This is a genomic window from Paenibacillus sinensis, from assembly GCF_019904155.1.
Lineage (GTDB): Bacteria > Bacillota > Bacilli > Paenibacillales > Paenibacillaceae > Paenibacillus_AQ > Paenibacillus_AQ sinensis.
The window spans coordinates 88,883-115,874 of the sequence record NZ_JAHCMB010000049.1; the positions used below are offsets into that span (position 1 = coordinate 88,883).

Consider the following 26,992-nt stretch of genomic DNA (forward strand, 5'->3'; position numbering starts at 1 on the left):
TAATAACTGAACAAGCCCGGTATAACGGAAGAGGTAGTCTCATACAATGGACATCATGAGAATTCCGTTATGCTGGAGGCAATATGACAATACCCCGGCTTGTGCAGCAATCCGTAATCCGGGTCTGTGCGATACTGCTGGTGAAAGGAATCGGTCTCGCCGGCCGAGTCACTCTTACCCGTATGGTCGGACCCGAGGGGATCGGCCTGTATCAGATTGCTTACTCGTTCTATGGATTTGCTCTGATGCTCGCAGGCGGTCTTCCGACCACATTAGCCTTAGCGACCGCGAAGAGGCCGTCGCATGGCTGGACTTTTTTTATAACCTTATCGCTTCTGGTCGGTCCTGTGATTGGATTGGCCAGCTTATCCATGTTTCTTCTGGCTCCCGGAATAGCCGGACTGCTAGGAAACCCCAATCTGGTATTTGCCATCAAGAGTCTCGCACCGGCACTGGCGGCTGCCACAATGTTAAGCCTGCTGCGAGGCTATTTGCAGGGCTTGAAACAAATCACCATCATCGCCTTGTCCGAGGTTGTGGAACAATCGGTCAGGTATGCCGTCCTGCTCCTGCTTGTCTGGCAACTGCTGGATACGGGGATTGAGCGAGCTGTCGGCTGGGGCTTGTACGGCACCGTCTCCGGCGCAATCGCAGCTTTCGCTATGCTGACCCTGTTTCATGCCTTCTCGCAAAAACGTCTTCCGGCAGCACCCCATGAACGTTCGATTCCGGCATTCTGGTTCATCAAGACTTCGTTCATGATCTCTGCAACCCGCATGCTCATCCCCGCTTCGGAATTTATCGATGCGCTGCTTATTCCGAACCGATTGCTGTCGGCCGGGTACAGCACCTCGGCAGCTACAGCGATGTACGGCATCATCTACGGGATGGGAGTGATCGTGGTATATACCCCGACTCTGTTAACCGGAGCGTTATGCCATACGGTATCTGCGCAGCTGGCCGGCGCATGGCAGCAGGGAAATCTCAGCCGGTTCCGCCGCCTCTCCCGAACCGCCCTCCATGCCGCCTGGCTCTGGGGTCTGATTTCAGGCATCTTTCTGTATGAATGCGCGGACGAGCTTTCCTTTTACATTTTCAATACGGCTGAAGCCGGAACGATCATTCGATACCTGGCTCTCATCCCGATGATCGTCGGCTTCCGGGAAGTGTCCACCTGCATTCTGTGGGCGAAAGATAGTCAGAAGCAGCCGCTGATTGGCTTGTTATTGGGAATCGTTTGTTCCTTTGTGCTGCAATATTTCCTGGTCGCTATACCCGGCTTAGGATATGCTGGAGCCTGCATCGGTATTTTGATGCTTGAATGGGTAGCCCTGATGTCGAATATGAGCGGCCGTGTTAGTATACGCCATTTACGAAAAAGAAACCTGATGCTGACCCTTATGGACATTCTGATCATCGACACCGTTTACTGGGGGGTATCCATGATCTTCCATCCATCACCGGAAGGGACGGGTCTGCTTCGGTTTCTCTTCATGAGTCTGTTCTATTTCACAGGAACGGGGCTGTACATGTACCTCCGGTGCATTCGGAAGTCAATACGCACAGCGTAATGATTGATATTTACTCGTTCTCAGACAAGCGCATGGCAGGTCCGAAAAATTCATAATGCAGCCGGCTATCCGGCATGCCCAGCGATTTCAGATCCGAAATGACGGACTCCATGAACGAGACCGGTCCGCAGACGTATACATCACCGGAAAGTTCTACATAGTCTTTCAGAACATCCCGGTTGATTCGTCCATCCGGCTCATCCGAATAGAATACCTTCCATTTCGAATTGCTCATACGCCCAGCGTATTCCTCAATATCCTTCCGGAAGGCGCCCAGCGCTTCATTGCGGGCGGCATGAAGGAAGACTAGAAGCCGATTCGGAGTCAGCGAAGAGACGGTCTCGAGCATGCCGATCATCGGCGTGATGCCGACACCGGCGGAGATAAAGGCTATCGGTCCGGTCTTGTCCGTATCGAGAACGAACTCACCGGCAGGCGGGCTGACCTCAAGAACGGCTCCTTCCTGAATGTCGTCATGCAGATGGATCGAGACGCGCCCGTTCGGATCGTTGTCGGCTTCCCGTTTGACGGAAATCCGGAACTCACCCTGCTTCGGTGCCTGTGACAGGCTGTATTGGCGAATCATGCTAAAACTCTCTCCCGGAATGGACACACGAACCGAGATATATTGGCCTGGCTTATAGGTTGGAACGTTGCTGCCATCAGCGGGTTTTAGATGGAAGGAGACAATGTTCCCGCTCTCCTGTACTTTGCGGCTCACAACAAAAGGCTTGAAGAAATTCCAGCCATGCTCTTGCTCTCTGGATTCCTTATACATCCCCGCTTCAACACCGATAAATGCATCGGCAATGACGCCATAGGCTTCTTTCCAGGCCTCCAGAATGTCGTCCGTTGCCGCCTCTCCAAGCACTTCTTTAATCGCCTTCAGCAAATGCTCGCCTACGATCGGATAGTGCTCGGGCTTGATGCCAAGGCTTACATGCTTATGGGCAATCTGGACGACAGCGGGAAGAATGGCTTCCAGGTTATCGATATGAACAGCAGCTGCGTATACGGTATTGGCAAGCGCCGTCTGCTGGCGGCCCTTGGCTTGATTGGCATGGTTGAAAATGTTAAGCAGTTCGGGATGAGCTTCGAATAATCTGCGGTAGAATACCGTTGTAATGGCGGTGCCGTGTTCGGCAAGCACCGGGGCCGTGGACTTCACAATATCTTTCGTATGTTGAGACAGCATTTGAGTTCCTCCTTGATATTTGGTCCATAAGTGACGGGTTTAGAATAATCCTCTGCGAGAACAGACATATGTGATGACGATCACACTATTTTCGAAAACTGTGATATTTGTCACATTCGTTACACAAAAGATGCTTATGAAATGTGAAAAGAAGTACTTTTTGAAACTGTCATATTGATATTGACGAAGGGAAACTATAGGCGTATGATGAGGGAAGTCTCGAGTTTCACTTAATAAAAGTAACCACATAAATAAATGAAATTAACAGGAGGAATGGAAGTGGAGTCGTCAACTTTTGTATTATTCGGCGCGACGGGTGACCTGGCCAAGCGGAAAATTTATCCCGCTCTGTACAATTTGTTCGTTGACGGGAAATTGCCTGAAGCCTTTGCCGTGTTCGGCTTGGGCAGACGCGAATGGAACGATGAATTCTTCCGCGCTCAGATAGAGAAGTCGCTTCGCACATTCTCCCGCCGTCCTGTCTCGGATGAGAAGCAGCTTGATGCTTTTCTTCGCTTGTTCCGCTACAGCGTTCTTGATGTCGGACGCTTGGAGGACTTCACCCTGCTTCTGGACCGGGTCCGGTCCGTGGAGAGCGAGCAGAACATCGCCGAGAACCGGATGTTCTATTTGTCGGTAGGTCCCGAATTCTTCGGTCCGATTGCCGCAGGCATCGAAGCAAGCGGCCTGGGCACGGTGAAGGGCTGGAAGCGGCTCATTATCGAGAAGCCATTCGGCCGTGATCTGGAATCGGCCAGAGAGCTGAACACCGCGTTAAATGCCGCTTTTGCCGAGGAAGAGATTTTCCGGATCGACCATTATCTCGGCAAACGGATGGTTCAGAACCTGGAGGTGCTGGAGTACTCCAACCCTGTGCTGAAGGCGCTCTGGACGAACCGCTATATCGCCAATGTACAGATCACCGCCAGCGAGACCGTTGGTGTTGAGGAAAGAGCCGGCTATTACGATAAATCGGGCGCGCTTCGCGATATGTTCCAGAACCATATGCTCCAGCTTCTGATGATGACAGCCATGCAGCTTCCGAAGGGCAGCTCTCCTGACCAGGTCAGAGCCAAGAAGAGACATGTGATGAAATCGCTCCGTCCGCTTTCAACAGAGGAAGCCGTGAACGAGATCGTTCTCGGACAGTATTCGGAAAGCAAGGTGAACGGAAAAATCTCCGCAGGCTATAAGGACGAACCCGGAATTCCGCAGTCCTCACGGACGGAGACATTCATTGCGGCACGCCTCTGGATAGATGATCCGGTATGGAGCGAGGTTCCTATTTATATTCGTACCGGCAAGAAGCTGAAGGAGAAATCGACCCGGATTGTCATTGAATTTAGAGAACCGCTCCGGAATCTTTCCGAGAAGAAAGAGCAGTCGCCGAATCTGCTGATCGTGGAAATCAGTCCTAATGAGGGAATCACCCTCCAGGTTAGCAGCCGCAACCCTCTGAATAAGGGAGAACTCGAGCCAATACGGATCACATATAAGGCGCCGGGCGGAGATGTTCCCGAAGCCTATGAGAATCTGCTGCATGATGCGTTCCGCGGCGACGCCACCTTTTTCGCTCATTGGGATGAAGTAGAGCTCTCATGGCAGTGGGTGAAGCCGATCCAGAAGGCGATGGAGGAGGGTTTGATTCCGCTTCGTTCCTATCCGGCAGGTTCTAATGGACCCGAGGAGGCCCAAGCTCTGCTCGGCAATGACAAATGGTGGCTGGATGAAGAGACTCTGGAGCCTGGGACGGGTAAGATTATTGAACAGGAGGCCACTGAACAGGAAAATACGGAACAGGAAAATACCGAACAGGAACGCACGGCGCAGAAGCTGAAGGAAGGGGCTTAAGCTCGGCATTGTTCACAATACAATTATGCTCATTTATGGAGGGATCGCGATGAAGATCGGTTTGATCGGTTTGGGAAAAATGGGACTGAATCTCGGCAAAAATATGCTGGAGCACGGTCATGAGCTGGTGGCGTATGACCTGAATGCAGCAGCGGTGGAGGAAATCTCCCAAGCCGGGGCGGCCGGAAGCGCCAGTCTGCCGGAGCTTGTCTTACAGCTGTCGTCCCCGCGCGTACTGTGGATTATGGTTCCGCATCAGGTCGTGGATCATGTGCTGGATGAGCTGCAGCCTCTGCTGTCGTCCGGCGACATCGTCATCGAAGCAGGCAACTCCCATTACAAGCAATCTATTGCCCGCTATGAGCGGCTAAAGGAATCCGGCATCCGGTTCATGGACGCCGGAACATCCGGCGGTATGGAAGGGGCCCGGCACGGAGCCTGTTACATGGTCGGCGGCGATGACGATGCCTGGGAGACGGTGATGCCGATCTTCCGTGACACGGCAATACCGAACGGTTATCTGCATGCCGGCCGGGCAGGCAGCGGGCATTTTTTGAAGATGGTCCACAACGGTATCGAGTACGGTATGATGGCTGCGATCGGCGAAGGCTTTGAGGTGCTGGAGAAGAGCGGTTTTGATTTCGACTTCGAGCAGGTGGCGCGCGTCTGGAACAACGGCTCCGTTATCCGCTCCTGGCTGATGGAGCTGATGGAGCGCGCCTTCTCCAAGGACGCCAAGCTGGATGAGATTAAAGGCATCATGCATTCCTCCGGCGAAGGCAAATGGACGCTGGAGACGGCGTTCGATCTGCAGACGGCCACGCCGGTTATCGCGATGTCGCTGCTGATGCGTTACCGTTCGCTCGAGAGCGATACGTTCACGGGCAAAGTCGTCGCCGCGCTCCGCAACGAGTTCGGCGGACATGCCGTGGAGACGAAGTGAACGTCCCTACGCGTTGATTCCGATTAGCCAAATATAGAAGCTTCAAGACAGCCCGGATGAGATGAATCCGGGCTTGTTTTAGTGTACGGGGCGGGTTAACGGTATGTACGCCGGGAGACCGGCAGTCGGCAAGCAGGCAGGGGATCGGACTGACGACGGGCAATCCGGGGTCATAGGGCTGGCATTGAGGGGCGGGAGTATCAAGCAATATGGTACACTAGTTGAACCAGTATCAATTGCCCGGGCAACAAGCACCCGCCGGATGGCCGGATGACAGAGGAGAATTGAAATGAACGAGACAATCCGGAGCTTTCGGATTACCGAGCCGCTTATCAAATCGCTATGCGGCGTAAGCTCCTATCGAAAAGGCGAATCCATGCGGCGCGCCGGCAAAGTGACCCTCTCAATAGTTGAATCAGGAGATAACAGTCTCAGCTACGAGGCCGCCATCAAAGACAATGGCGTCTGCCGGGCCGCCGTTCATATTACGCCGGGCGGGCAGGTGTCTGCGGAATGTGCCTGCTCCATCGGCTTCACATTTGACCAATACTGCAAGCATGTGGCTGCCGCGCTTCTGCAGATTATGGTGCTTCAGCGTTTTGAGGAAGCGGAGGAAGAAGGGCTGCCGCCGGAATCCCGGGGTACCGGAAATCTGACCCATGAAGGAAATCCGCAGCTCGTGAGCCGGGTCCTTGAGCTGTTCGGCAGACAGGCGTCTTCCCGCATAGGTCCCAGGGCCTTGTTCGAGTCACGGGAAATCCTGTCGGCTGAAGTGACGATCACCCCTTTTTCGCTGGGGATTAGACGTAATTTGCTTGGCGCCGAGCTGAGAATCGGGTGGGGCAGACGATATGCCGTAAATGATATCCGGGAATTTCTGACCCGGTATGAGCAGGGACAGGAATATGCCTGTTCCAGACATTTTACGTACGCGCCGGATCTGTACTGCTTCTCCCCCGAAGTTGACGCTTTTCTGAAGAAGCTTATTGAGGTGAGACGAAGCGAGAAGCTGCAGCGGGAAGCGGCAGGCGCATTTTACACAGGGGAAACCGCCGAAACGCGAAGACTGACTATTCCTCCCTATGCCTGGCCGGCGATCAGCACTGCGCTGCCGAAGCTTCCGCTCGTTCAGATACGGGTTGATGACCGCAGCTATGAAGGCTTTGACTGTTCCGAAGAGGTGCTGCCGCTCCGGTTCCAGTTTGACCAGGACGGGAATGAAGGCATCTCTCTTGCTGTGCAGGGGCTTCAGACGCTAAAAGTGTTGGAGGAATATGGAATGGCTCTCTTGGAAGGCCGATTTTACAAGCTGAAGCCGGAGGATTGCGCAAGACTTGCCGGACTTCAACGAATCATGACAGGGGATGAGCAAGGAACCGGAATCCTCAGCATTGCCCCGCGAGAAGCCGAGCCGTTCATGGAACGGGTCGTACCCGGCCTGATGAAGCTCGGAGAGGTCCGGATTGCCAAGAGCGTCTCCGACCGGATGGTTCAATCCCCGCTTAGCGCCAGAATTTATCTGGATCGGGTTAGCGATCGGCTGCTTGCCGGGCTGGAGTTCCAATACGGCGACATTGTGATCAATCCTCTGGAGCAGGAAGCTTCGCGCGGTGCAGATTCGCGCATTTTGATCCGGGAAGGGGAGAAGGAGGAGCGCATCCTGGAGCTGATGGAGACAGCCGGGTTCGTCCGGACCGAGAGCGGCTTTTTCTTGCAGGATGAGGAGCTGGAGTATGATTTTCTGAAGACGGTAACGCCCCGGCTGGAACAGCTTGCGAAGATATACGCCACTTCGGCGGTAAAAACCCGCCTGTTCGCAGGCCATACCTCTCCCAAGATTTCGGCTGATCTGGGCGAACGCACGAACTGGCTTGAATTCCGGTTTCAAATCGACGGGATACCGGAATCGGAAATCCGCGGCATTATCGAATCGCTCCGCGAGAAGCGCAGATACCATAAATTGGCGAATGGAGCCCTGCTTCCGATGGAGGATGAGGAGTATCAGGAGATTATCCGGTTTCTGAACGAGGTTGCCCTCCCTAAAGGAGAAATCATCGGTTCGCATTTTCGCTTGCCTGTGGCTCGTGCCCTGCATCTGATGGAAGACAGCGGCCGGAATCGGGGAAGCTCCATCAGCCTCGGCAAGCCGCTGCGCCTGCTGCTGGAACGTCTCCGCAATCCGGACCTGCTGGATCATCCGGTTCCGGAGAGTCTTGCTCCGGTTCTGCGCGATTACCAGCATTTCGGCTTCCAATGGCTGAAGACGCTGGCGCAGTACGGCTTCGGCGGCATTCTTGCCGACGATATGGGGCTTGGCAAGACGCTGCAGAGCATCGCGTTTCTGCTCTCCGTGCTGCCCGAAATCCGGGCACGGAAGCAGCCGGCGCTCATCGTCTCGCCGGCGTCGCTGATGTACAACTGGCTGAGCGAGCTGCGCCGGTTCGCGCCGGGCATCCGCGCGGCGGTAGCGGACGGCACGCCTAACGAGCGAAGCGCCGTACTCAGGGATGCCGGCGGCGTTGACGCCATCATCGTCTCCTATCCGCTGCTGAGACGGGATATAGCCCGTTATTCGCAGCTGGCTTTTCATACGCTGATCCTGGATGAGGCCCAGGCGTTCAAGAACTACACTACACAGACGGCGAAAGCCGTAAAATCGCTCCGTGCCGAATGCCGGTTCGCCCTCACTGGAACGCCGGTCGAGAATTCGCTGGAAGAGCTGTGGTCGATTTACGACGCCGTATTTCCCGGCCTGTTCCCCGACCGCCGGGCATTCAGCGAGATTAAGCGGGAAGAGGTGTCCCGGCGGGCCCGTCCGTTCTTGCTGCGCCGGATGAAGCGCGATGTGCTTCAGGAGCTGCCGGAGAAGATCGACTCGATGCAGATATCCGAGCTGCTGCCGGAGCAGAAGAAGCTGTACGCTGCTTATCTTGCCAAGCTCCGGCTGGAGACGCTAAAGCATCTGGACAACAACGATTTCGAGCAGAGCCGGATCAAGATTCTGGCCGGCCTGACCCGGCTCCGGCAAATTTGCTGCCATCCGGGATTGTTCATCGAGGACTACAGCGGACAATCCGCCAAGCTCGAACAGCTCCTGCAGATTGTCGAGGACTGCCGAAGCGCGGGCAGACGTCCGCTGATCTTCTCCCAGTTCACGGGGATGCTGGGCATGATTGGCCGGGAGCTGGGAACCCGGGGCATTCCGTTCTTTTATCTGGACGGCAATACCCCTGCCCGGGAGCGGACGGAACTGTGCAGCCGCTTCAACGAGGGAGAACGCGAGCTCTTCCTTATCTCGCTCAAAGCCGGAGGAACCGGCCTGAACCTGACGGGCGCCGATACGGTCATTCTGTATGATTTGTGGTGGAATCCCGCAGTCGAGCAGCAGGCTGAGGACCGCGCCCACCGCATCGGCCAGAAAAAAGTCGTACAGGTGATCCGCCTGGTCGCGCAGGGCACTGTCGAAGAGAAGATGTACGAGCTCCAGCAGAAGAAAAAAACGCTGATTGACGAGGTCGTCAAATCCGGCGGAGAATCCATATCCTCCTTGACGGAGCAGGAAATCCGGGAGCTGCTGTCCGTTTGATCATTATTGGATGAGGGAATCTTCGAGCGAACCGGGATGCTTCGATCTGAGCAGGTTATGCCGATTAAGTAGACAGCAGGGTAATGACCAGCAGTTCGTAGAGAACGAGGGTCAGGATCAGTTCATCGTTGCTGTATGGCATGCCGAAAAAGGCGCGGTGGCCTCCTGGATTGCGGATAGCCAAATGCAGCAGTCCTCTGTCGCAGCTTACGATTCTGCCCACTAAGACCTGGCCGTCTATCGTTTCGATCCGGACAATCTGGTTGGTGTGCTGTCTGCATAATTGGTGAAGATTGCTGCGGATGGCCTTGATGTTCTGGACGGATGAGCCGTCCGCTTGATACAGAACTCTGCCCATTTGGGTAGGCATAGGCTGATAACTCATAGCATTCACTGCCTTTCTCGCGCTTATGATGAATCTGTACTACGGTACGTAGGTCGATGACCCGATGATTGGGCGAATGCCCAGCAGAGTATAAAAAAGCGGCTTGCGAAACGGCGCAAGCTGCTTTTGGGGCTGGATAGGAATGATAGACTCGAGTATTGAAGTTACGCTGGCAGAAGCAGGCGGGCAGATGTTCTGTTGTTGACATCCCTCTGTCCCGGTGATAGGATAAAAATCAATCATTTTAAATTATAATTAAATTTGTCGGTTTTGTCGGCAATTCAACTGGCCATTGACCATTCCTATGGAGATGTGTGCTTGATTTCCCACGCAAATACGTACTTGTACGGTAGCGGGAGAATCAGCATGCATCTTTTTTATTTTGATCGAGGAGAGCTGAGGCAAGGCCAAGATCGGCCGGCAAACCGGTAACAAGATGAGAGGGAGCAGGAGGGCCGTTATGACAAAGAGCTTGGAGCTCAAATTAAGCGCGGATGTACTGGTTATTGGAGGCGGACCCGCCGGAGCCTGGGCTGCGCGCAGCGCGGCTGAACAGGGAGCCAGGGTGGTGCTGGTTGACAAAGGCTATTTAGGCTCCAGCGGCGCTACCGCGCCCGGCGGAACGAATCTGCTGTATCTGCCTCCGGATCATGAGCTTCGGGAGCGGGCTGTACAGCATAGGCTGGAGATCGGAGGCGGACTGGCGGAATCGGCCTGGATTCACCGGGTGCTGGATCAGGTCTATATCAACCTGGAGCAAATAGAGAAATGGGGCTATCCGTTCGTCAGAGACGAGAACGGTGTTCCGCAGCGCGACCATCTGCAAGGACCGGAATATATGCGGCTCATGCGGAGGATGGTGAAGAAAGCGGGGGTCAAGGTGCTGGATCAGGCTCCGGCCCTGGAGCTGCTCGTTGATGAATATGGAGTGGGCGGAGCCAGAGGGATTCTCCGTCAGGAGAACCGCGATTGGGAGGTCCGGGCGAATGCGGTCGTTATCGCTACCGGGGGCTGCGCTTTTCTCAGCAAGGGGCTTGGCTGCAATGTCTTGACCGGCGACGGTTATCTCATGGGGGGAGAGGTAGGTGCCGAGTTATCCGGCATGGAATTTACGAGGAAATACGCTCCGAGTCCCGCTTTCGGCTCCAATACCCGGTCGAGACTGCTGGGCTGGGCCACTTATTACGACCAGCACGGGAATGAACTCAGCGGCCGGCGCGGCGGGGATTTTCTGGCGGAACAGCTGCTGAAAGGCCCGGTATACGCCATCATGAACAAGGCGGATACGCCGGAGAAGCAGGCGATTCTGCGTTCCTCTCACGCGATTTTCTTCCTTCCCTATGACCGGGCGGGAATCGACGTCTTCAAGGAGCCGTTCCCTTTAACCCTCCGGTATGAAGGAACGGTGCGGGGCACCGGGGGCTTGCGGATCGTCACGGACGATTGCGGCACCACCGTTCCGGGGCTGTATGCGGCTGGCGATGCTGCTACCCGGGAACGGGTCACGGGCGCTGCATCCGGAGGCGGCGCTTTTAACGCCTCATGGGCGATCTGCTCCGGAACCTGGGCCGGTGAAGGGGCGGCTGCTTACGCCACATCCGGAAGCTTCGGCGCCTCGGTCCGCAATCTGCGCCCGGCTGGCCGATACGGCTTGTCTCAGGCAGAAGGAGGTTCTTCCACCGAATTCCGCCAGGGTGGCGCGACGCCGACTCGTGAGCTTGTGAAGAGGATACAGGATCAGGTATTCCCGCTCAACATCAATTACTTCCGATCGGAGCACGGCTTGAGGCAGGCGCTGGCGAAGCTGAACGATCTGTGGCCAGAGGTCAATCGTCAAATTCTGACCAATGTGCATGATCGGGTTCATGCCCGCGAAGCCGCTTCGATGGCAGCGACAGCCAGATGGATGTACACGGCGGCGCTTGCCCGGAAGGAGAGCAGGGGCGAGGGACTGCATGTCTTGCAGGAGTATCCGGACGTGGACCCTGCCCAGCATCATCGGCTGCTGGTATCCGGTCTGGAGGAAATCCGTGTAGGGTTAGACCGTCCTTGCCTGACACAGGCAAGCTTCATTACGGAATCGGTTAACAGTCAGGAGGCGGCGGTGAAATGATTGAATTGGTCAGCCCGGAGCGGTGTATCAGCTGCAATTTATGTGTCAAAGTATGCCCAACCAACGTGTTTGACCGGACAGCTCATGAGCCGGTAATCGCCCGGCAGGAGGATTGCCAGACCTGCTTCATCTGCGAGGCATACTGCCCTGCCGATGCGCTGTATGTTGCACCCTATACGGACGAGGTGATTGGCGTCCAGGAGGAGGATTTGGCCGAGCGTCAGCTGCTGGGGAGCTGGAGAGCCACGATCGGCTGGGCTCCCGGCCAGACCACGCTGGCGGCCCGGGATCAGACGGCGTTCATCGACCGGATTCTGCCTCCGCGGGTGGAGAAGCCGGCTGGCGTGTCGGATGTCAAGCTGGGGTCTTAAGAACATACAAGAGGATATCGATCTATGTGTACAAAAGGTTGTGAAGCAGCGGTCCGCACACGGACCTTCTATGTAGACTAATACGTTGATCCTGATAAAAAAACGAAGCTGCCCCATAAGCATTGGAAATGGCTATGAGGGGCAGCTTCGTTTTACATTTACGATATCAGAACTACTCTATCCAAATTGTGCAGTCGAAGGGTTCGCGGATTAGTATCAGGCTTCCTGTACGACAGCCTTTTTCAGAGCCGCCGGTTTATCCGTGCGTTTGATGAAGAAGCTCAGCAGCAGGCCGACCAACCCGATGCCGATGATGACGAGATAAGCATCGTTAATACCCTGAATCGAAGCTTCCATAATCAGATGCTCCTGTGATGCGCCCTTACCGCCGCCGGAAGTCAGCATTTCCGTGAAATGCGTTTTGGTCCGGCTTGTCATGACGGTGACTAGCAAGGAAGTGCCGACCGCACCGGCAACCTGGCGGATCGTATTGGAGATCGCGGTTCCGTGAGCGTTAAGCTTCGACGGAAGCTGGTTGAGTCCAGCGGTCTGAATCGGCATCAGCAGCAGTGCCATGCCAATCCGGCGGCCCGTCGACATCAGCACCAGATAGGTATAGCTGGTCGAGTCGGTCAGATTGATGAAGCCAAGAGTGGTGGCAAGCGTAATGATCATACCGATGATCGCCAGCCATTTGGCCCCGAAGCGGTCAAACAGCTTGCCGGTAACCGGCATCAGCATACCCATCACAAGAGCGCCGGGAAGCAGCAGAAGCCCGGATTCCAGGGCCGTGTACCCTCTGGCGTTCTGGAGATAGAGCGGCAGCAGCATCATGTCCGCATACATAACCATTGTAACCGCGACGTTTATAAGCGTTGTCAGAGTGAACATATTGTACTTGAAAGCCCGAAGTTCCAGCAGAGGTGACTTGCTGACTAGCTGTCTCCAGGTGAACAGCGCCAGGGAGACGACGCCTGCGGCAATCGGGATGAGTACCTCTGCGCTCGACCAGCCCTTGCTTCCGGCCTGGCTGAAGCCGTACAGCAGCGCGCCGAAGCCGATTGTGGAGAGTAGAACGCTCAGGATATCGATCTTGGTCTCGACTTTCTCGGAGACGTTTCTCAGGTAGATAAAGCCAAAGACAATGACCAGGATGGCAAGCGGAATCATGCCGTAGAACATTGTCTCCCAGGCATAATTCTCCAGAATGTAGCCTGCAAGCGTCGGTCCGATTGCCGGGGCGAAAATAATAGCCAATCCGACCATCCCCATAGCGGCGCCTCTTTTGTCTGGAGGGAAGAGGGTCAGAATAACATTTGTAAGCAGCGGCATAATGATGCCCGCTCCGGCCGCCTGAATCATCCGGCCAGTAAGCAGCGCCGGGAAGCTGGAGGCGAAGGCGGATACCAGGGTTCCCGCCAGAAAGATCAGCATGGAAGCCTGGAACAGCTGTCTTGTCGTAAACCGCTGCATGAAATAGGCGGTGATTGGAATCAATACGCCGTTAACCAGCATATAGCCTGTGGTCAGCCACTGGGCGGTTGTTGCCGAAATGCTGAAATCGACCATCAGCTTGGGTACGGCAACGCTCATGATCGTTTGATTGAGCGTCGCAAGAAAGGCGCCAAGAATCATAATGAATAGAATTGGCCCTTTCTTGATGCCGTCGGCTGTTACTTCTCTTTGTCCACTCAAACTTCTCCATCCCTTTCTTTTTCTCTCTCTTTGATTAATTTACACAGTGTTGTATAATCAACGGCGTATAAACTAGAGTACTCCGGTCAGACTGGATCTGACAAGCGACAGTTCTGCCGGAAATGTCAATTAGACAACATCGCAAACCGATGTGTAAATTAAACGCCGAATATCCCACAAATATCACAAGATTGTAGTCTGCGAAGAGGAGAATAAGGATGGAGTCCCCCAAAAATTCGAAAGATCCCCGGATTCTGCGAACGCGGCAGCTGATTCGGGAAGCCTTCATTGAGCTTCTGCAGGAGATGGATATCGAGAAAATTACCGTCAACCGTATCGCCGAGCGCGCGACAATCAACCGGGTCACCTTTTATCTGCATTATAAAGACATCACGGATATGATGGAAAAAATGGCGGAGGAGATGGTCCGGCATATTGAGGGGATGCTGATGAAGGAGAGGCAAGCGCCCGGTGCGGCCTCGCTTGACGGAGAATGGACGCCATTGGTTCAGCTGCTGGAGCATATAGCGAAGCACAGCAAGTTCTACAAGGTCGTGTTAACGTCCAGACGAACTCCGATCTTTACGGAGCGTCTCTTGCGGCTGTTGACGGGAATGGTAACCGAAAGGATCGAACACTACGGAGGCGATGAGTTGTTCCAGGAGGCAGGCATTCAGAAGGAAATTGCTATCTGGTACCATTCATCGGCCTTGATCGGGCTAATTATTGCATGGCTTCGAAAGGATATGCCATATTCGCCGCATTATGTTGCCGACCAGTATAACCGGCTTCGGAGCCATATAGGCAGCCAAGAAACCGGAAGGAGATAAGATATGGATTACACTTCACCGATTGAATCGGCGTTATTGGTGAAACGGTGGCCAAAAAATACCATAGCGGCGGGTTATCGTCATACCGTCGGGCTTACATCGAGCGGGACGGTGACAGCGGTGGGTGATAATAAATATGGCCAATGTGATGTGAGCGGTTGGCGCGATATTGTAGCGGTTGCGGCGGGTAATGCCCATACGGGTAATGCTCATACAATCGGGCTTAAACCGGACGGAACGGTGGAGGCAGTGGGTTGGAACAAGTATGGCCAATGCGATGTAAGCGGCTGGCGCGATATTGTGGCAGTAGCGGCGGGTTGGCGTCGTACTGTCGGGCTTAAATCGGATGGCACGGTATTAGCTGTAGGTCATAATAATGAAGGTCAATGCAATGTAAGCAGCTGGCACGGCATAGTGGCGGCAGTAGCGGGCGACTGGCATACCGTCGGAATTAATTCAGATGGCACAGTGACGGCTGCGGGCAATAATCGGTACGGCCAATGCAATGTAAGCGGCTGGCGCGATATTGAGGCGATAGCGGCGGGTTACCTGCATACCGTTGGGCTTAAGTCGGACGGAACGGTGGCGGCTGCAGGCTGGAATAGGCGTGAACAATGCGATGTTAGCGGCTGGCGCGACATTGTGGCAGTAGGTGCGGGTAGCAACCATACCATCGGGCTTAGATCGGATGGTACGGTAGCGGCTGTGGGTTGGAATGAGCATGGACAATGCAGTGTAAGCGGCTGGCGCAATATTGTGGCGGTAGCGGCGGGAAGCGCTCATACGCTCGGCCTTAAATCGGACGGCACGGTGGTGGCCGCAGGCCGGAATAATGAAGGCCAATGCAATGTAAGCGGCTGGCGCGGCATTGATGCCAGGAACAAAACATGATCCCTGTTCAACACCCTTTTACGGACATCCAAAAAAATTTAATATTTTTACTTGATTATCTGTTAAATATACTGTAACTTAAATAACGTAAGTACATGCAGAAACATAAGAGGGAGAGAGAACCATGTCCAAAGTGTTATTTTTGAAAGCAAACAACCGCTCGATCGAGCAGTCGGTTACCGTAAAAATGTATGACGCATTTGTAAATGCATACAAAGCTTCCCATCCGGACGATCATATCACTGAGCTGAATCTGTTCGAAGCGAACCTGCCGTATTATGACGAGCACATGCTGACTGGACTGTATAAGCTTGCCAACGGCTACGAAGCAACCGCCGAAGAGCAGCGTCTTGCTGATCTGGCAAATACTTACCTGGATCAATTCCTCGGTGCCGATAAGGTCGTTATCGCATTCCCGCTCTGGAACTTCACCATTCCGGCACAGCTGCTGACTTATTTCTTCTATTTGAACCAGGCCGGCAAAACATTCAAGTATACGGAACAAGGTCCGGTTGGACTTGTCGGAGACAAGAAGGTTGCTCTGCTTCAAGCCCGCGGCGGGGTATACTCTGTAGCTCCGATGGATGGACTTGAAATGTCCCTGAACTATGTGAAGAACACACTGGGCTTCTGGGGAATCCAAAATCCGGAGATCGTCGTGATCGAAGGACATAACCAATTCGCTGACCGTTCGCAGAGCATCATCAGCGAGGGTCTTGCCGAAGTAACCGCTCTTGCCAAACGTTTCTAATCGACCCGATCACCCAAAGGAGGAACCATTGCGGTTCCTCTTTTTTTCGTTATGGAAAGCGCGGATGCATCCGCATCTCACTGCCGCTCATTGCATTCGAACGGCAAAAGATCATATACTATCATTGACCGTGCGGTGCGCGGGCTTTTTTTATTCTTGCAGAAAGTATAGACTACAAAAGTCAGGCTCCATTAAATAGATGACCATCGCAGGGGGGACTTATGAACAAGACAGGTAGATCTGCGGGCGAACAAGCCATTTGGATCAGTATAATCAGCAACATGCTGCTAACGATATTAAAAATAGCGGTCGGCACTCTGGCGGGCAGCCAGGTCTTAATTGCTGACGGTGTACATAATGCAGGTGATGTAATCGCTACGGTGGCGGCGCTCGCGTCCACCAAAGTCGCGAACAGGCCCAAGGATGAGAGTCATATGTACGGACATGGCAAGGCCGAAGTTATCGGCTCCGCCATTGTAGCTGTGATCATGATTCTCGCGGCTGTCTTCATCGCCTATCATGCCGTAGTTTCCCTGTTCCATCCGGCCGCGGAGCCCAGTCTGATCGCCTTGATCGCCGCCGCCATATCCCTGATCTGGAAGCAGTGGCTGTATGTGTATTGTATTCGCCTTGGACGTACAACCAAGAGCAAGAGCCTACAGGCAACGGCCCATGATCATCTCGCCGATGTGTATGCTTCAATTGCGGCGGTCGTCGGCATCGGGCTGGCGCTGATCGGCAGTCGCTATGACATCGCCGTTCTAAGCTACGGCGATCCCGTCGCCGGAATAATCGTCTCTTATTTTGTCCTTCGCCTGGCATTTCATATGGGCAAGGATGCCATCGACATTCTCATGGAAAAGTCAGTCTCGGTTGAACAAATACGGGAATATGAGGCGCTGATCCTGACTATTCCCGAGGTGAAGCGCATTGACCGGCTCCGGGCCAGAGAGTTCGGACAATATGTCATGCTGGATGTACGGGTCGGAATACCGGCCCAGCTGACGATTCAGGAAGGGCATGACATTATCCGGAAGATCAAAGCGGCCATCATACAAGAGCATGCCGATGTCGAGGAAGTTCTGGTGCATTTGAATCCGTGGTATGAGAATGAAGGACCGGCAGGCACGAAGTAGCAAATTACACTGCTTCGCTTTCGCCGTGCGAACCGGTCCTGTTAAAGGAGCTATCCCATAAGTGGATTTTCAAAGTCAGAGACAGTTCTTCTTCATTCTAGAAAACGCAAAAAGTTAGCAAAACAGCGATTCTCCGGTTATTGGAGAATCGCTGTTTTGCGTTTTTGGTCCACTGCGGCTTGTTTTAGTACATTATGGGCAAGGGAAAGCCACCCTACCTCAAGCGTCACTTTCTCCATACCGCGAAGCAGAAATCGCCGGAAGCCCCGGTTGTTTTTCAGTTGTCCAAATACACTCTCGGGCTCCGTCATTCGACGTACGGCCAAGGCGTAACCTTCCTCACTTCGCAGAATTTCCCGAGCCTGTTTCTGATACCGCAGTCGTTCCAAACTGACGACCATTTCCNATTCTCTGCGGAAATGCAGCGTTTGTCCGGCGGGACACGTCCACCTATCCTCGGCTTCGTCGTACGTCCAGTTCTCCATCTTTCCGACATTCTCTTTCCAGTTGACGAGACGAATAGACTCGCTGGGCGTAGGCATAGATAATGACGGTGGTACCTCCATTTTACCAAAAGAGCGATTTCTTTTTTTGGCGTTTTTAAGAAACTGTTCCCGCTTAAAGCAGCGGAGAGGACGGAACTATTGTGGAAAAGCGGCAGCGGTCGCCTTTGTGTCCAGATTTTCACCGTTAAGGAGAATGAAAAAAATCTGGGCACAACAGCGATTGGAACAACGGTCCGTTCGTGGAGCGTCCACACCAAGCACACATGTCGATCCTGCTCTAAACATGAGGGGTGCCCCAAGCAGCCATTTCATGGCTTTTGGGACACCCCCTTTGGAGCGTTAGGGAAGAACGAGGCTCGTTCCGATCGCTTCATTTATAAATGTATAGCGACAAAGAGAAGGGCGAGCAATGATACGGCGAACACCGTGTAATCCGCTGCTCTGAAACGATACAGACGGATGGGAGTACGTCCCGATTCGCCTTGATAGCACCGCGACTCCATCGCTACCGCCAAGTCCTTCGCGCGCAGAATCGACATGACGAACAGCGGCATCAGCATTGGGAGGACGCCGCTGAATCTCGTGATGACCCCTCCGCGCTGAAATCCGCCGCCGCGGGCGAGCTGGGATTTGCGGATTTTGTCAAATTCCTCAACGAGAATCGGAAGAAACCGCAGCGCTATGGAGAACATCATCACCGCTTCGTGCACCGGAAGCTTCAGCTTCTTCAGCGGCTTCAGCAGCATCTCCAATCCCTCCGCCAGCACGATCGGAGAGGTGGTCCGGACAAGCAGTGACAGCAGAAGCACAACACCGGCAATCTGCTCGCACATCAAGATCCCGTTAAGCAGGCCGCGCTTTGAGAGATGAACGGCACCCCATTGAATCCATGAATCGGAAGGGTCGGTCAACAGCACCGCCTGGTAGATCATGGTGGACAGGAAGAAGAGCGATAGTGACAGGAACGTGATGAGAAGCGTCGTCCAAGGGAGTCTCGCCATTCCCCAGATCAGAATCAGGACGACCAGCATTCCGGTCTTGATAACCGGATCATGAGTAATCAGCAAGGCGGCTCCGATCAGCAGGGCGGCGACAATCTTCGCGCGGGGGTCCCAGCGCTCCAGGGCGGAATTACGTTGTTGAAACAGCAGAAAAGATGATCCTGACATGTTGAGTCCCTCTTTATTTCAATTCTGATTTAGTCGTGACTAGTATTTTGTCAGATGGATGCGCGTGCCGGGCAATGATTGCGGCCGCTTCCGAGGCAGTTGGGAGACGAAGATCATCCCACAGCCCGAGTTCTCTTAGCAGACGGTATACTGCCAGGGCCGGAGGTTCTTCCCAGCCCAGAGCATCCAGAAGCGCGGAGTCGGACAAAAGCTCTGAGGGATTTCCGTCTGCAGCCAGTCGGCCATTATGGATGACGATCAACCTTGCGGCATGCTCAAGAATCTCGTCAAGCTGATGGCTGACCCATAGAACGGTAATTCCCTGCTCCTGGTTCATCCTGTGAAGGAGCTCAAACAGCGAGCGGCGGGACTGGAGATCAAGTCCCGCCGTCGGCTCGTCAAGAATCAGCATCCCCGGCTCCAGCACCACAACGCCTGCAATGGCCACCCGCCGTTTCTCGCCGCCGCTGAGTTCGAAAGGACTGCGGTCCTTGAATTCGTCATAATCGAGCCGGACAGCCTCCATCGCCAGGCGAACCTTGGTTTCGACTATGTCCGGGGCCAGCTTCGCCGCCCGAAGTCCAAATGCGATATCATCAAATACTGTATTCGCAAACAGCTGATGTTCGGGATACTGAAATATAAATCCGACCTTGTCGAACAGCTCGGCTCTTCTAGCGAGATGAGGGTCCGTTCCGTTAAGCTCGACACTTCCAAGTGATGGAGCGATAAAGCCCTTCATCAGCTGAAGAAAGGTGGACTTGCCTGAGCCGGATCTCCCGGCCAGTGCAAGCATCTGGCCAGTGGGAATGGTCACGCCGATATCGGACAGGACGAATGGAGGGGCTGCCGGCTTTCTTCTTCGCGCTCTGCCATATGAGAAGCTGATGTCGTTTAATTCGATTCGCATAGCAGTCTCCTTAATTCCTGAATGTCCGGAGCTGAGGATGCCGGAACGCCCTTTAGTCGCAGCCACTCACTTAATTGGCGGGTATAAGGCAGCTCAAGACCGCAATCCGATAAGCGCTCCGGATCTGTGGCGAGCTCATCGGGAGTGCCGGAAGCGGCAATTTCTCCTTCGCGGAAAATAACCCAACGGTCGGCATCCATGACCTCTTCCAAATGATGCGTGATATAGATCAAGGTGAAGGGATGTTCACGCCTTACTTCATGAAGCGTTGCAACGAATTGTCTTCGGGCTGCCGGGTCCAGCATGGAGGTGGCTTCATCCAGGATAAGATAGCTCGGCGCCAACGCAAGAACAGCAGCGAGTGCCAGCTTCTGCTTCTCGCCCCCCGACAGGTCGCTGACCGGCCGGTCTTCAGGAGCGTTTAACCCGACAAGATGAATAGCCCAGGAGATTCGGTCCGACATCTCCTCATGCGGCCAACCGATATTGGACAGTCCGAACGCGATATCCTCGCCCACAGTCAGACCGACCTGCTGATTCTCGGGGTTCTGGAATACGATCTGCACCAGCCGGCGGATAGCAGGGATGGCCGCTTGGTCGTCCGTTGACAGGCCGTCGACGAGCACTTCTCCCTTGTATGGCGCCTCGATACCGTTAAGCAGGCGGGTAAGAGATGACTTGCCGGAACCATTGCGTCCGAGCAGGGCGACAAATTCACCGGAGACGATATCCAGTGTAACATTGGATAATGCCGGCTTGCGGCCGGCATTATCCTCCTCATTGACATCATGATAATCAAAGCTGACCCCATGAATTTGAATCATGAACGACCGCCTTCTTTCGGTGATCGATCCTTATTGACGGAGCCAAATACGCTCCCCGGATCTTCGGGATCGAACATGCCGTCCGCCGTATTCGGAATCTGCCAGAAGAAGTCGATGTTGACGCCAAATTCGGCTGCGAGGTTCAAGAAGTCCTGCATGAAGACGCCCTTCCCGGGATCGCAGGAGGGACTGCCGGAGATGCCAAGACCTCCGACAATGGTGTATCCATGATCCTGATAAGTCTTCAACTGCTCCACTACCGGAAGCAGGATGCCGCGGTTATGTCTGCGGAATTCGGGCGTGTCGTATTCCTGGGCGGTCATAGGCGGACGCTCCGGTCCGAGAAAGGTGAATTCAGGGCAGGGGAGCTGAAAGATCCCATACCCCTGCTCGTAAGTCCAGTCGACTGCCGCTTTCATTATGCCGGGACTGCGAGCTTCGCCCTCCACGACTGCGTTTTGGTTAACGACGCAGTGTGAGGCGACGATAATTTTTTTACTACGCTGCATTGGAACTACGCTTCTTCGAGTTAGTTCTCTTGATGAGGGACTGCGGCAGGTTCTTCACAATATAATAGACAAGCAGGGCGGACAGGATTTTGTCGATCAGATTTTCACCAAGGCGGGGAAGGAATGCCGCTGCAAACAGACTGGTTCCGGCCTGCTTCAGCCAGAGAACCGCGACGTCCTGGACGCCTCCCGTCAATCCGCCGAATAATCCGATCGCGATCACGGAACCGACAGCCGGGCATAGTATGCCGAGTACGATTCCGGAGATCAGCGCGGAAGAGAAGCGATATCCGTTCTTACGCGAAGCATATCCGACAACAAGGCCCACGATGATATTAACAAGAGCGAAGGGAATCGCGGTATAACCTGAAGTTACGCCGAGAACGAGGTTGGTCAGCAGACCGACGACTGCCCCCCATAGCGGACCGAAAATCGCAGCGATAAAGATCGTGCCAACCGTATCCAGAAACAAAAAGGGAATCTTCAGATTGCTTACGAGAGTGCCCGCTATCACGTTGATCGCGACGGCCAGAGCACCGAGAGTAATGACTTGAGTTCTTGGGTTCATTTTTTTCTCCTCCTGAATGTTGAATCATGATTTTCAAAACTTCACCAAGTGTTAACTCAAGCCCCCTTTGTACATAACGAGCGCCGGACTTGCGGGTCTCACGCTTCAGACGAATCAATTACCGAGTTTGTTAATTGGTATTGTTGTATTTAATTTTATGTACATTTCTCTCACTGTCAATGGCAGATATTTCTAATCTGAAAAATATTTCAAGCATTTTTGCCAACAATGAATTGATTTTCAAAGAGGGATATAGTAGTTTTAAATAGAAGTAAAAAATTCCATTTTGAAGAGGAGAGATTGGTATGGAACAGATGTGTATGCAGATGATGGGGGCAATGTGTATGGAGGATATGATGAGCAAGATGAAATGCATGAAAATGTGCATGGAAAAAATGTCCGAGATGGACATGCCCATGGACACAGAAATGATGATGGCCAAAATGCAGGAATGCGACGAAATGATGACCATGATGATGAAAATGATGCGCGACATGATGCAGACTTCAAAATAATCGCCCGTATGCGATAGGCCACATGCCTAAGCAAGATTCCGAGTATGTAAATTGCTTGTGATTCTTGGGCAGAGCAGACAACTGCATGCCTGCCTTTATGATGTTCTTCCTCAGCTTAAGCTTCCTTGTAAAACCCCTGAATTCTCTTCGAAGCGGCGATGCGCTGCAGTTTCAATTCCCAAATTTCCTCAATCCATTTATTCTTCAATCCGGTATTCGGGTCTTCCCGAAGATTCGAGAACAAAGCAAGAAGCTGATCATTGATCCGGTCAAAGTCCTTCCACAGTTCATGCAGTTCTTCTCTTCTGTCATTATCTTCGCCTGCAAGAGTCAGTTCCGATAGAACCTCAAGAATTTCGGACTGCCACTGAACATCTCCAATTTGCTTCGCATAATTTAATAAGTCCAGATAATCGTCAACCCGTCGAGCGGGATAGATCGTTTGATTGCTGTATCCCATAGCCGTGTCTCCTTACATCATCTTTTACCTAGTATTATACTCGGCTTTATTGGAAAAACAATAGGGTATTTTGAAAAATCAAAAAAAACGGCTTACGCCGTTCTTACTTTTTTCCTTCTTGAGGCTATCCATTTATCCAAATAGTATGTGATCCCGGCAAATACAGCCATTATACCTGTGTAGGTGAAGAGGACCTCATACCAGCTGTCGCTGCCAAATCCGCGATTATCAAACCCGCCTTTTCCTTCACGTTCGCGGAAGTTGCTACTGTCTCCTATTTCGTTGGCGCCGGATGAGCCGGTTACCGACCCTGTGGATGAATCGTCAGCTGAATTCGGTGCCATGCGGGATTGCGACCGGTCCATGCCTCCATGTTCCACAGCGCCTTTGCCAGGTGCAGCCGAAGCGGTGAACAAGCCCTTAACCATCTGCAGCTTGGAGAGATAATTCGTCTCATAAGCTTGATAAGCGCCGAATACGAGCACCAGCACCGCTGCGCCGGTCATCAACGCTCTGGAGAGCGGTTGGGGCAGCTTCATGTTCAGCAGCTTCTGTGTAACCTTGATCACCCAATGCCAGTGGATACCGATGTGAACGCCGATAAGACCAAGCGCCAGATAAGCTACAGCCATGTGGGCGATTTTGAACCAGTTCTCATTCACAAATTGAAAATTCGGCAGCACAACTCTGGAAATGACCAATCCGCTAAAAATAACAAGTGACATGGACAGCAGCAGCAGTACGTTCAGCAAATAGCTGAATCTTGTCCGGGCCGGAAGGGATTTGTCGAAAAGACGGACCGTTATTTTCTGCACAAACCTCCAATTGAGCACGATATGGATCACAAAAGCAAATCCGATCGCAATTCCGGCAATTTCGTGAAAAGCCAGTCCGCCTAGAACTCTCGTGTTGTACAGGAGGGCAAAAGTGACCCCCATCAATAGATCCAGCGTGAGTTTTACATACGACTTTTTGTTCTTCATCAGCTTCGTCTCCACCTAAAAGTATGTATTCGTTAAGAATCGCCTTTAGCCGATTGTTCTTAACGAAGCCATCTTAATGTCTTTTGGTGAAAATCCGGTGAATTGGTATAAGAAAATGCTGCATGTGTCAACCCCGGTGGATGCTGCGAAATTCCATAGGCGTCATTCCTTCCAGGCTTCGAAAGCATTTGCTGAAGTAGCTGGTCTGGGAGAAGCCGCTCTCCAGCGCGATCTGTTTGACCGAGAGACCGGTGGAGGAGAGCAGCTGCTTCGCCTTCAGCAATCGGCATTCCAGCAGAAAGTCCGAGAAGGACATGCCGAAGATCCGGTTGAACATGCGGCTGAAGTAATGGGTGCTGTAACCGGCGATGGAGGCCGCCTGCTGCAGACTGACCGGTTCATTGCAGCAGGCGCGGACATAGTTGGCGGCAGCCCGAATTTTATCGGCAGCTGCGTTGACCGGGTCATTCAAACGGGCTGATGCAGATTGCAGCCGGGTCAATAGCCCGTATAACGTCGAGGCGACTGCGAATTCATTATCCACTTCATAGTTCCTGCCCAATTGCAGCATCGTTTCCAGCAAAGTTTCGAACGGGGAAATGTCCGCCACCCCGAACAACCAGGGCTCATCAAGTCCCTTGCCGTCCAGCAGCTCCTCCAGATGCATGCCGTAGAAATGCACCCAGCGGATATCCCACGGATCATGGAGATCCGAGCGGTAAGTCTGTCTCATACCTGGACCATATAAAAAGCCCTGCCCCCGCGTTAATTCATAGGTCCTGCTTTCGGTTTGCAGGAACCCTGTGCCCGATAATACAAGATGCAGATTATATCGCCGGTCCAGGTTGTTTTCAGTGGTCCGATACTCTCGGTTGACGCTGTGTTCGGGGTATTCGCTGTATCCTCCGACAAAGTCGGGATAGCATACATGTCTCGGGAATACAGGTTTGGGAAAGAATATATGCTCTTGCATCAGGCACCTCGATTAAACGCAATATTTTTGTAATCGAATGAAAAATACTCATGTATTTATTATATTTTTGGTCTAATCTCATAACAATATATTAATACATATCGCATCTTTTTGTCGTTCCATTATAACTCTGCGTCCACTAGAATGAAGTCAAGAATACGACAGGAGGCAGAACAAGATGTCCAAATCGATACAGCTGAATGAATTAACACTTGGGGTTTGTTATTATCCGGAGCATTGGCCGGAAGCACTATGGGAGGATGATTTCCGGCGGATGCGGGAGATGAATATATCGGTGATCCGGATGGCGGAATTCGCCTGGGCAATGCTGGAGCCGGATGAGGGGCGGTTTGATTTCAGCTTTTTTCAGCGGGTTCTGGATTTGGCGCATCGTTACGGGCTGAAGGTCATTATGGGGACTCCGACCGCTACGCCGCCGGCATGGCTAACGCATAAGTATCCCGAAGTTCTGAATGCGAATGTGGAAGGCGTTATGTACAGACATGGAATGCGGCGTCATTACAATTACAGCAGTCCGGTATACAGAGAATTATGCGGCCGGATCGTGCGAAATATGGCAGAAGCCTACAAGGATCATCCTGCCGTCATCGGCTGGCAGATTGATAACGAGCTGAATTGCGAGATTAACGTCTTCTACGCCGAAGCGGATCATATCGCGTTCCGGGAATGGCTGAAAGCGCGTTACGGTTCGCTGGATCGCTTGAATCAGGCATGGGGAACCGTGTTCTGGAGCCAGACCTATACCGATTGGGAGCAGGTATACCTTACCCGTCCTCTGGTCAGCGGCTCGCCGAATCCGCATCTGGCGCTGGATGAGAAGCGCTTCATCTCCGCGAATACAATATCGTTCGTCAAGCTTCAGGCGGATATCATTCGCGAGCTGGCGCCGCAGCATTGGATTACGACGAACGGAATGTTCGGACATCTGGACAACCATGAACTGACCGACCAGATGCTGGATTTCTTCTCTTATGATTCGTATCCCCAGTTCTCGACGATTTCTCCCGGTGATGACGAGCAGCCGCTGAAAGACCGGTCCTGGAGCATGAATCTGTCCAACGTCCGGTCGGTCTCGCCAAATTTCTGCATCATGGAACAGCAATCCGGTCCTGGCGGTTGGGTGGACCGCATCGGGATGGGGTCTCCGAGACCGGGCCAGCTCCGGCTCTGGACTTATCAATCGGTTCTGCACGGAGCCGACCTGCTGCTCTACTTCCGCTGGCGTACGGCGACATTCGGCACCGAAATATACTGGCATGGCATCAACGACTATCATAACCGTCCCAACCGGAGGGTGCGGGAGGTCGCGCAGGTAGGCGGCGAGTTCGCCAAGATCGGCGCAGCGATAGCCGGAACGAAGTTCCAGGCGGAAGTCGCCATTTTGCAGGACTATGATAATCTTTGGGATGGAGAACTGGACGAATGGCACGGTCCGCTGAACTGGCAGAGCAAGCTCTCCTGGTTCAAGCAGCTTCAGTATCGCCACATCCCGGCGGATTTTGTTATGCTGCGGCCCGGGACCGTTCTTGCCGACTTGACCCCGTACAAAGTAATTGTGTATCCGCATGCGGCGATCATGACAGATGAAACGGCAGACCTCCTGAGCCGGTATGTGGAGCAGGGCGGACAGCTCTTCTTCGGAGCGCGCACCGGATACAAAAATCCGGACGGACACTGCAAGATGGACCCGTTCCCGGGCCCGGTTGCCGGATTATGCGGGATCACCGTCGAAGATTTCACATTGATCAAGGGTTCCGTAGCTCCTGCGGAGCTGAAATCGGAAGTCCTTGCTCTCCCGGCGGGTGCAGCTGCGCCAGGCTTCAATGAAGTTCTGGCCACTCAAGACGAAGTGACGGAAGTGATGGCCGAATACGCGTCCGAATATTACGCTGGCAGCCCCGCACTCACTCGTCGCGCCTATGGTAAAGGCTATGCCTGGTATCTCGGCGCCGCTTTCAGCGAACAGGTGGCCGGCGCTCTGATCGAGAAGCTGGGTCTGACCTCTCCCGCCGCAGACCTCGTGACCGCTCCCGCCGAGGTTGAGCTGGGAGTTCGGGCGGCGGACGGTAAGCAGTATCTTTTTGCGCTGAATTACTCGGACAAGCCGTCACTTGTGTATGTTAATCAAGCGGCTAAGGATCTGTTAACCGATGCCCGTCTGGAGCGTGAGGTAGAGATGCCGCCGTATGGTGTACTGGTGCTGGAAATACTGAATCCATAAAGTCATCTGCAAATC

Annotated in this window: 23 protein-coding genes and 1 pseudogene; 12 read left to right on the plus strand and 12 right to left on the minus strand. The window is 53.4% G+C overall.

Annotated features, from left to right (window positions below):
- The first annotated feature begins 83 nt into the window (after positions 1-83).
- Entirely contained in the window at positions 84-1,571 is a 1,488-nt protein-coding gene (locus KIH86_RS06235) for an oligosaccharide flippase family protein (protein ID WP_223081850.1), read from the plus strand.
- A 10-nt stretch (positions 1,572-1,581) separates the two neighbouring features.
- On the opposite strand, the gene hmpA is transcribed toward KIH86_RS06235, so the two are convergent.
- Positions 1,582-2,766, minus strand: coding sequence for an NO-inducible flavohemoprotein (gene hmpA, locus KIH86_RS06240; RefSeq protein WP_223081851.1), 1,185 nt, complete (start codon positions 2,764-2,766; stop codon positions 1,582-1,584).
- Between the two features lie 279 nt (positions 2,767-3,045).
- On the opposite strand from hmpA, the gene zwf reads away from it, so the two are divergent.
- From zwf to KIH86_RS06255, 3 genes are all read left to right on the plus strand, one after another.
- On the plus strand, positions 3,046-4,617 hold the full coding sequence (gene zwf, locus KIH86_RS06245; RefSeq protein ID WP_223081852.1) for a glucose-6-phosphate dehydrogenase: 1,572 nt from the start codon (positions 3,046-3,048) through the stop codon (positions 4,615-4,617).
- 49 nt (positions 4,618-4,666) lie between these two features.
- Positions 4,667-5,560 carry a phosphogluconate dehydrogenase (NAD(+)-dependent, decarboxylating) gene (gene gnd, locus KIH86_RS06250; RefSeq protein ID WP_223081853.1) on the plus strand — a complete coding sequence of 298 codons (894 nt, stop codon included), beginning with the start codon at positions 4,667-4,669 and terminating at the stop codon, positions 5,558-5,560.
- A 289-nt stretch (positions 5,561-5,849) separates the two neighbouring features.
- Positions 5,850-9,146, plus strand: coding sequence for a DEAD/DEAH box helicase (locus tag KIH86_RS06255; protein WP_223081854.1), 3,297 nt, complete (start codon positions 5,850-5,852; stop codon positions 9,144-9,146).
- A gap of 64 nt (positions 9,147-9,210) precedes the next feature.
- On the opposite strand, the gene KIH86_RS06260 is transcribed toward KIH86_RS06255, so the two are convergent.
- Positions 9,211-9,531 (minus strand): hypothetical protein, encoded by a 321-nt coding sequence (locus tag KIH86_RS06260; RefSeq protein WP_235775286.1) that lies wholly within the window; start codon positions 9,529-9,531, stop codon positions 9,211-9,213.
- A 460-nt stretch (positions 9,532-9,991) separates the two neighbouring features.
- On the opposite strand from KIH86_RS06260, the gene KIH86_RS06265 reads away from it, so the two are divergent.
- Positions 9,992-11,644, plus strand: a complete 1,653-nt coding sequence (locus tag KIH86_RS06265) for an FAD-dependent oxidoreductase (protein ID WP_223081856.1) — start codon at positions 9,992-9,994, stop codon at positions 11,642-11,644.
- Positions 11,641-12,015 (plus strand): 4Fe-4S dicluster domain-containing protein, encoded by a 375-nt coding sequence (locus tag KIH86_RS06270; protein WP_223081857.1) that lies wholly within the window; start codon positions 11,641-11,643, stop codon positions 12,013-12,015. The genes KIH86_RS06265 and KIH86_RS06270 overlap by 4 nt, the downstream gene beginning before the upstream one ends.
- Before the next feature lie 216 nt (positions 12,016-12,231).
- Here KIH86_RS06270 and KIH86_RS06275 read toward each other — a convergent pair whose 3' ends face one another.
- On the minus strand, positions 12,232-13,650 hold the full coding sequence (locus tag KIH86_RS06275) for a DHA2 family efflux MFS transporter permease subunit (RefSeq protein WP_223081957.1): 1,419 nt from the start codon (positions 13,648-13,650) through the stop codon (positions 12,232-12,234).
- Between the two features lie 278 nt (positions 13,651-13,928).
- Between KIH86_RS06275 and KIH86_RS06280 the strand changes: the two genes are divergently transcribed.
- From KIH86_RS06280 to KIH86_RS06295, 4 genes are all read left to right on the plus strand, one after another.
- Complete coding sequence (locus KIH86_RS06280; RefSeq protein WP_223081858.1) at positions 13,929-14,540, plus strand: TetR/AcrR family transcriptional regulator; 612 nt, start codon at positions 13,929-13,931, stop codon at positions 14,538-14,540.
- Between the two features lie 3 nt (positions 14,541-14,543).
- Positions 14,544-15,431: an RCC1 domain-containing protein gene (locus KIH86_RS06285; RefSeq protein WP_223081859.1), complete on the plus strand. Its 888-nt coding sequence runs from the start codon at positions 14,544-14,546 to the stop codon at positions 15,429-15,431.
- Between the two features lie 124 nt (positions 15,432-15,555).
- A complete protein-coding gene (locus KIH86_RS06290; RefSeq protein WP_223081860.1) occupies positions 15,556-16,182 on the plus strand; it encodes an FMN-dependent NADH-azoreductase in 627 nt (208 codons plus the stop codon).
- A 221-nt stretch (positions 16,183-16,403) separates the two neighbouring features.
- A complete protein-coding gene (locus KIH86_RS06295) occupies positions 16,404-17,318 on the plus strand; it encodes a cation diffusion facilitator family transporter (RefSeq protein WP_223081861.1) in 915 nt (304 codons plus the stop codon).
- Positions 17,319-17,455: 137 nt separating this feature from the next.
- Here the strand turns inward: KIH86_RS06295 and KIH86_RS06300 are convergent.
- From KIH86_RS06300 to KIH86_RS06325, 6 genes and pseudogenes are all read right to left on the minus strand, one after another.
- Positions 17,456-17,824: pseudogene (locus tag KIH86_RS06300) on the minus strand (transposase); the annotation flags it as partial.
- Positions 17,825-18,198: 374 nt separating this feature from the next.
- Positions 18,199-18,993 (minus strand): energy-coupling factor transporter transmembrane component T family protein, encoded by a 795-nt coding sequence (locus KIH86_RS06305; RefSeq protein ID WP_223081862.1) that lies wholly within the window; start codon positions 18,991-18,993, stop codon positions 18,199-18,201.
- A gap of 13 nt (positions 18,994-19,006) precedes the next feature.
- Positions 19,007-19,903, minus strand: a complete 897-nt coding sequence (locus tag KIH86_RS06310) for an ATP-binding cassette domain-containing protein (protein WP_223081863.1) — start codon at positions 19,901-19,903, stop codon at positions 19,007-19,009.
- The gene (locus tag KIH86_RS06315) at positions 19,888-20,727 is read right to left on the minus strand and encodes an ATP-binding cassette domain-containing protein (protein WP_223081864.1); all 840 of its coding nucleotides are present in this window, start codon (positions 20,725-20,727) and stop codon (positions 19,888-19,890) included. The genes KIH86_RS06310 and KIH86_RS06315 overlap by 16 nt, the downstream gene beginning before the upstream one ends.
- A complete protein-coding gene (locus KIH86_RS06320) occupies positions 20,724-21,236 on the minus strand; it encodes a CD3072 family TudS-related putative desulfidase (RefSeq protein ID WP_223081865.1) in 513 nt (170 codons plus the stop codon). The genes KIH86_RS06315 and KIH86_RS06320 overlap by 4 nt, the downstream gene beginning before the upstream one ends.
- Positions 21,226-21,804 (minus strand): CD3073 family putative ECF transporter S component, encoded by a 579-nt coding sequence (locus tag KIH86_RS06325; RefSeq protein WP_223081866.1) that lies wholly within the window; start codon positions 21,802-21,804, stop codon positions 21,226-21,228. Before KIH86_RS06325 ends, KIH86_RS06320 begins: the two co-directional genes overlap by 11 nt.
- 305 nt (positions 21,805-22,109) lie before the next feature.
- Between KIH86_RS06325 and KIH86_RS06330 the strand changes: the two genes are divergently transcribed.
- A complete protein-coding gene (locus KIH86_RS06330; RefSeq protein WP_223081867.1) occupies positions 22,110-22,319 on the plus strand; it encodes a hypothetical protein in 210 nt (69 codons plus the stop codon).
- A 115-nt stretch (positions 22,320-22,434) separates the two neighbouring features.
- Here KIH86_RS06330 and KIH86_RS06335 read toward each other — a convergent pair whose 3' ends face one another.
- The 3 genes from KIH86_RS06335 to KIH86_RS06345 all read right to left on the minus strand — a co-directional run bounded on the left by KIH86_RS06335 (position 22,435) and on the right by KIH86_RS06345 (position 24,735).
- Positions 22,435-22,779 carry a hypothetical protein gene (locus KIH86_RS06335; RefSeq protein ID WP_223081868.1) on the minus strand — a complete coding sequence of 115 codons (345 nt, stop codon included), beginning with the start codon at positions 22,777-22,779 and terminating at the stop codon, positions 22,435-22,437.
- Between the two features lie 92 nt (positions 22,780-22,871).
- Positions 22,872-23,762 carry a DUF4405 domain-containing protein gene (locus tag KIH86_RS06340; RefSeq protein WP_223081869.1) on the minus strand — a complete coding sequence of 297 codons (891 nt, stop codon included), beginning with the start codon at positions 23,760-23,762 and terminating at the stop codon, positions 22,872-22,874.
- 127 nt (positions 23,763-23,889) lie between these two features.
- Positions 23,890-24,735: an AraC family transcriptional regulator gene (locus tag KIH86_RS06345; protein ID WP_223081870.1), complete on the minus strand. Its 846-nt coding sequence runs from the start codon at positions 24,733-24,735 to the stop codon at positions 23,890-23,892.
- 178 nt (positions 24,736-24,913) lie between these two features.
- Here KIH86_RS06345 and KIH86_RS06350 point away from each other — a divergent pair, with 178 nt between their 5' ends.
- The gene (locus KIH86_RS06350) at positions 24,914-26,977 is read left to right on the plus strand and encodes a beta-galactosidase (protein ID WP_223081871.1); all 2,064 of its coding nucleotides are present in this window, start codon (positions 24,914-24,916) and stop codon (positions 26,975-26,977) included.
- The last annotated feature ends 15 nt before the right edge of the window (positions 26,978-26,992 follow it).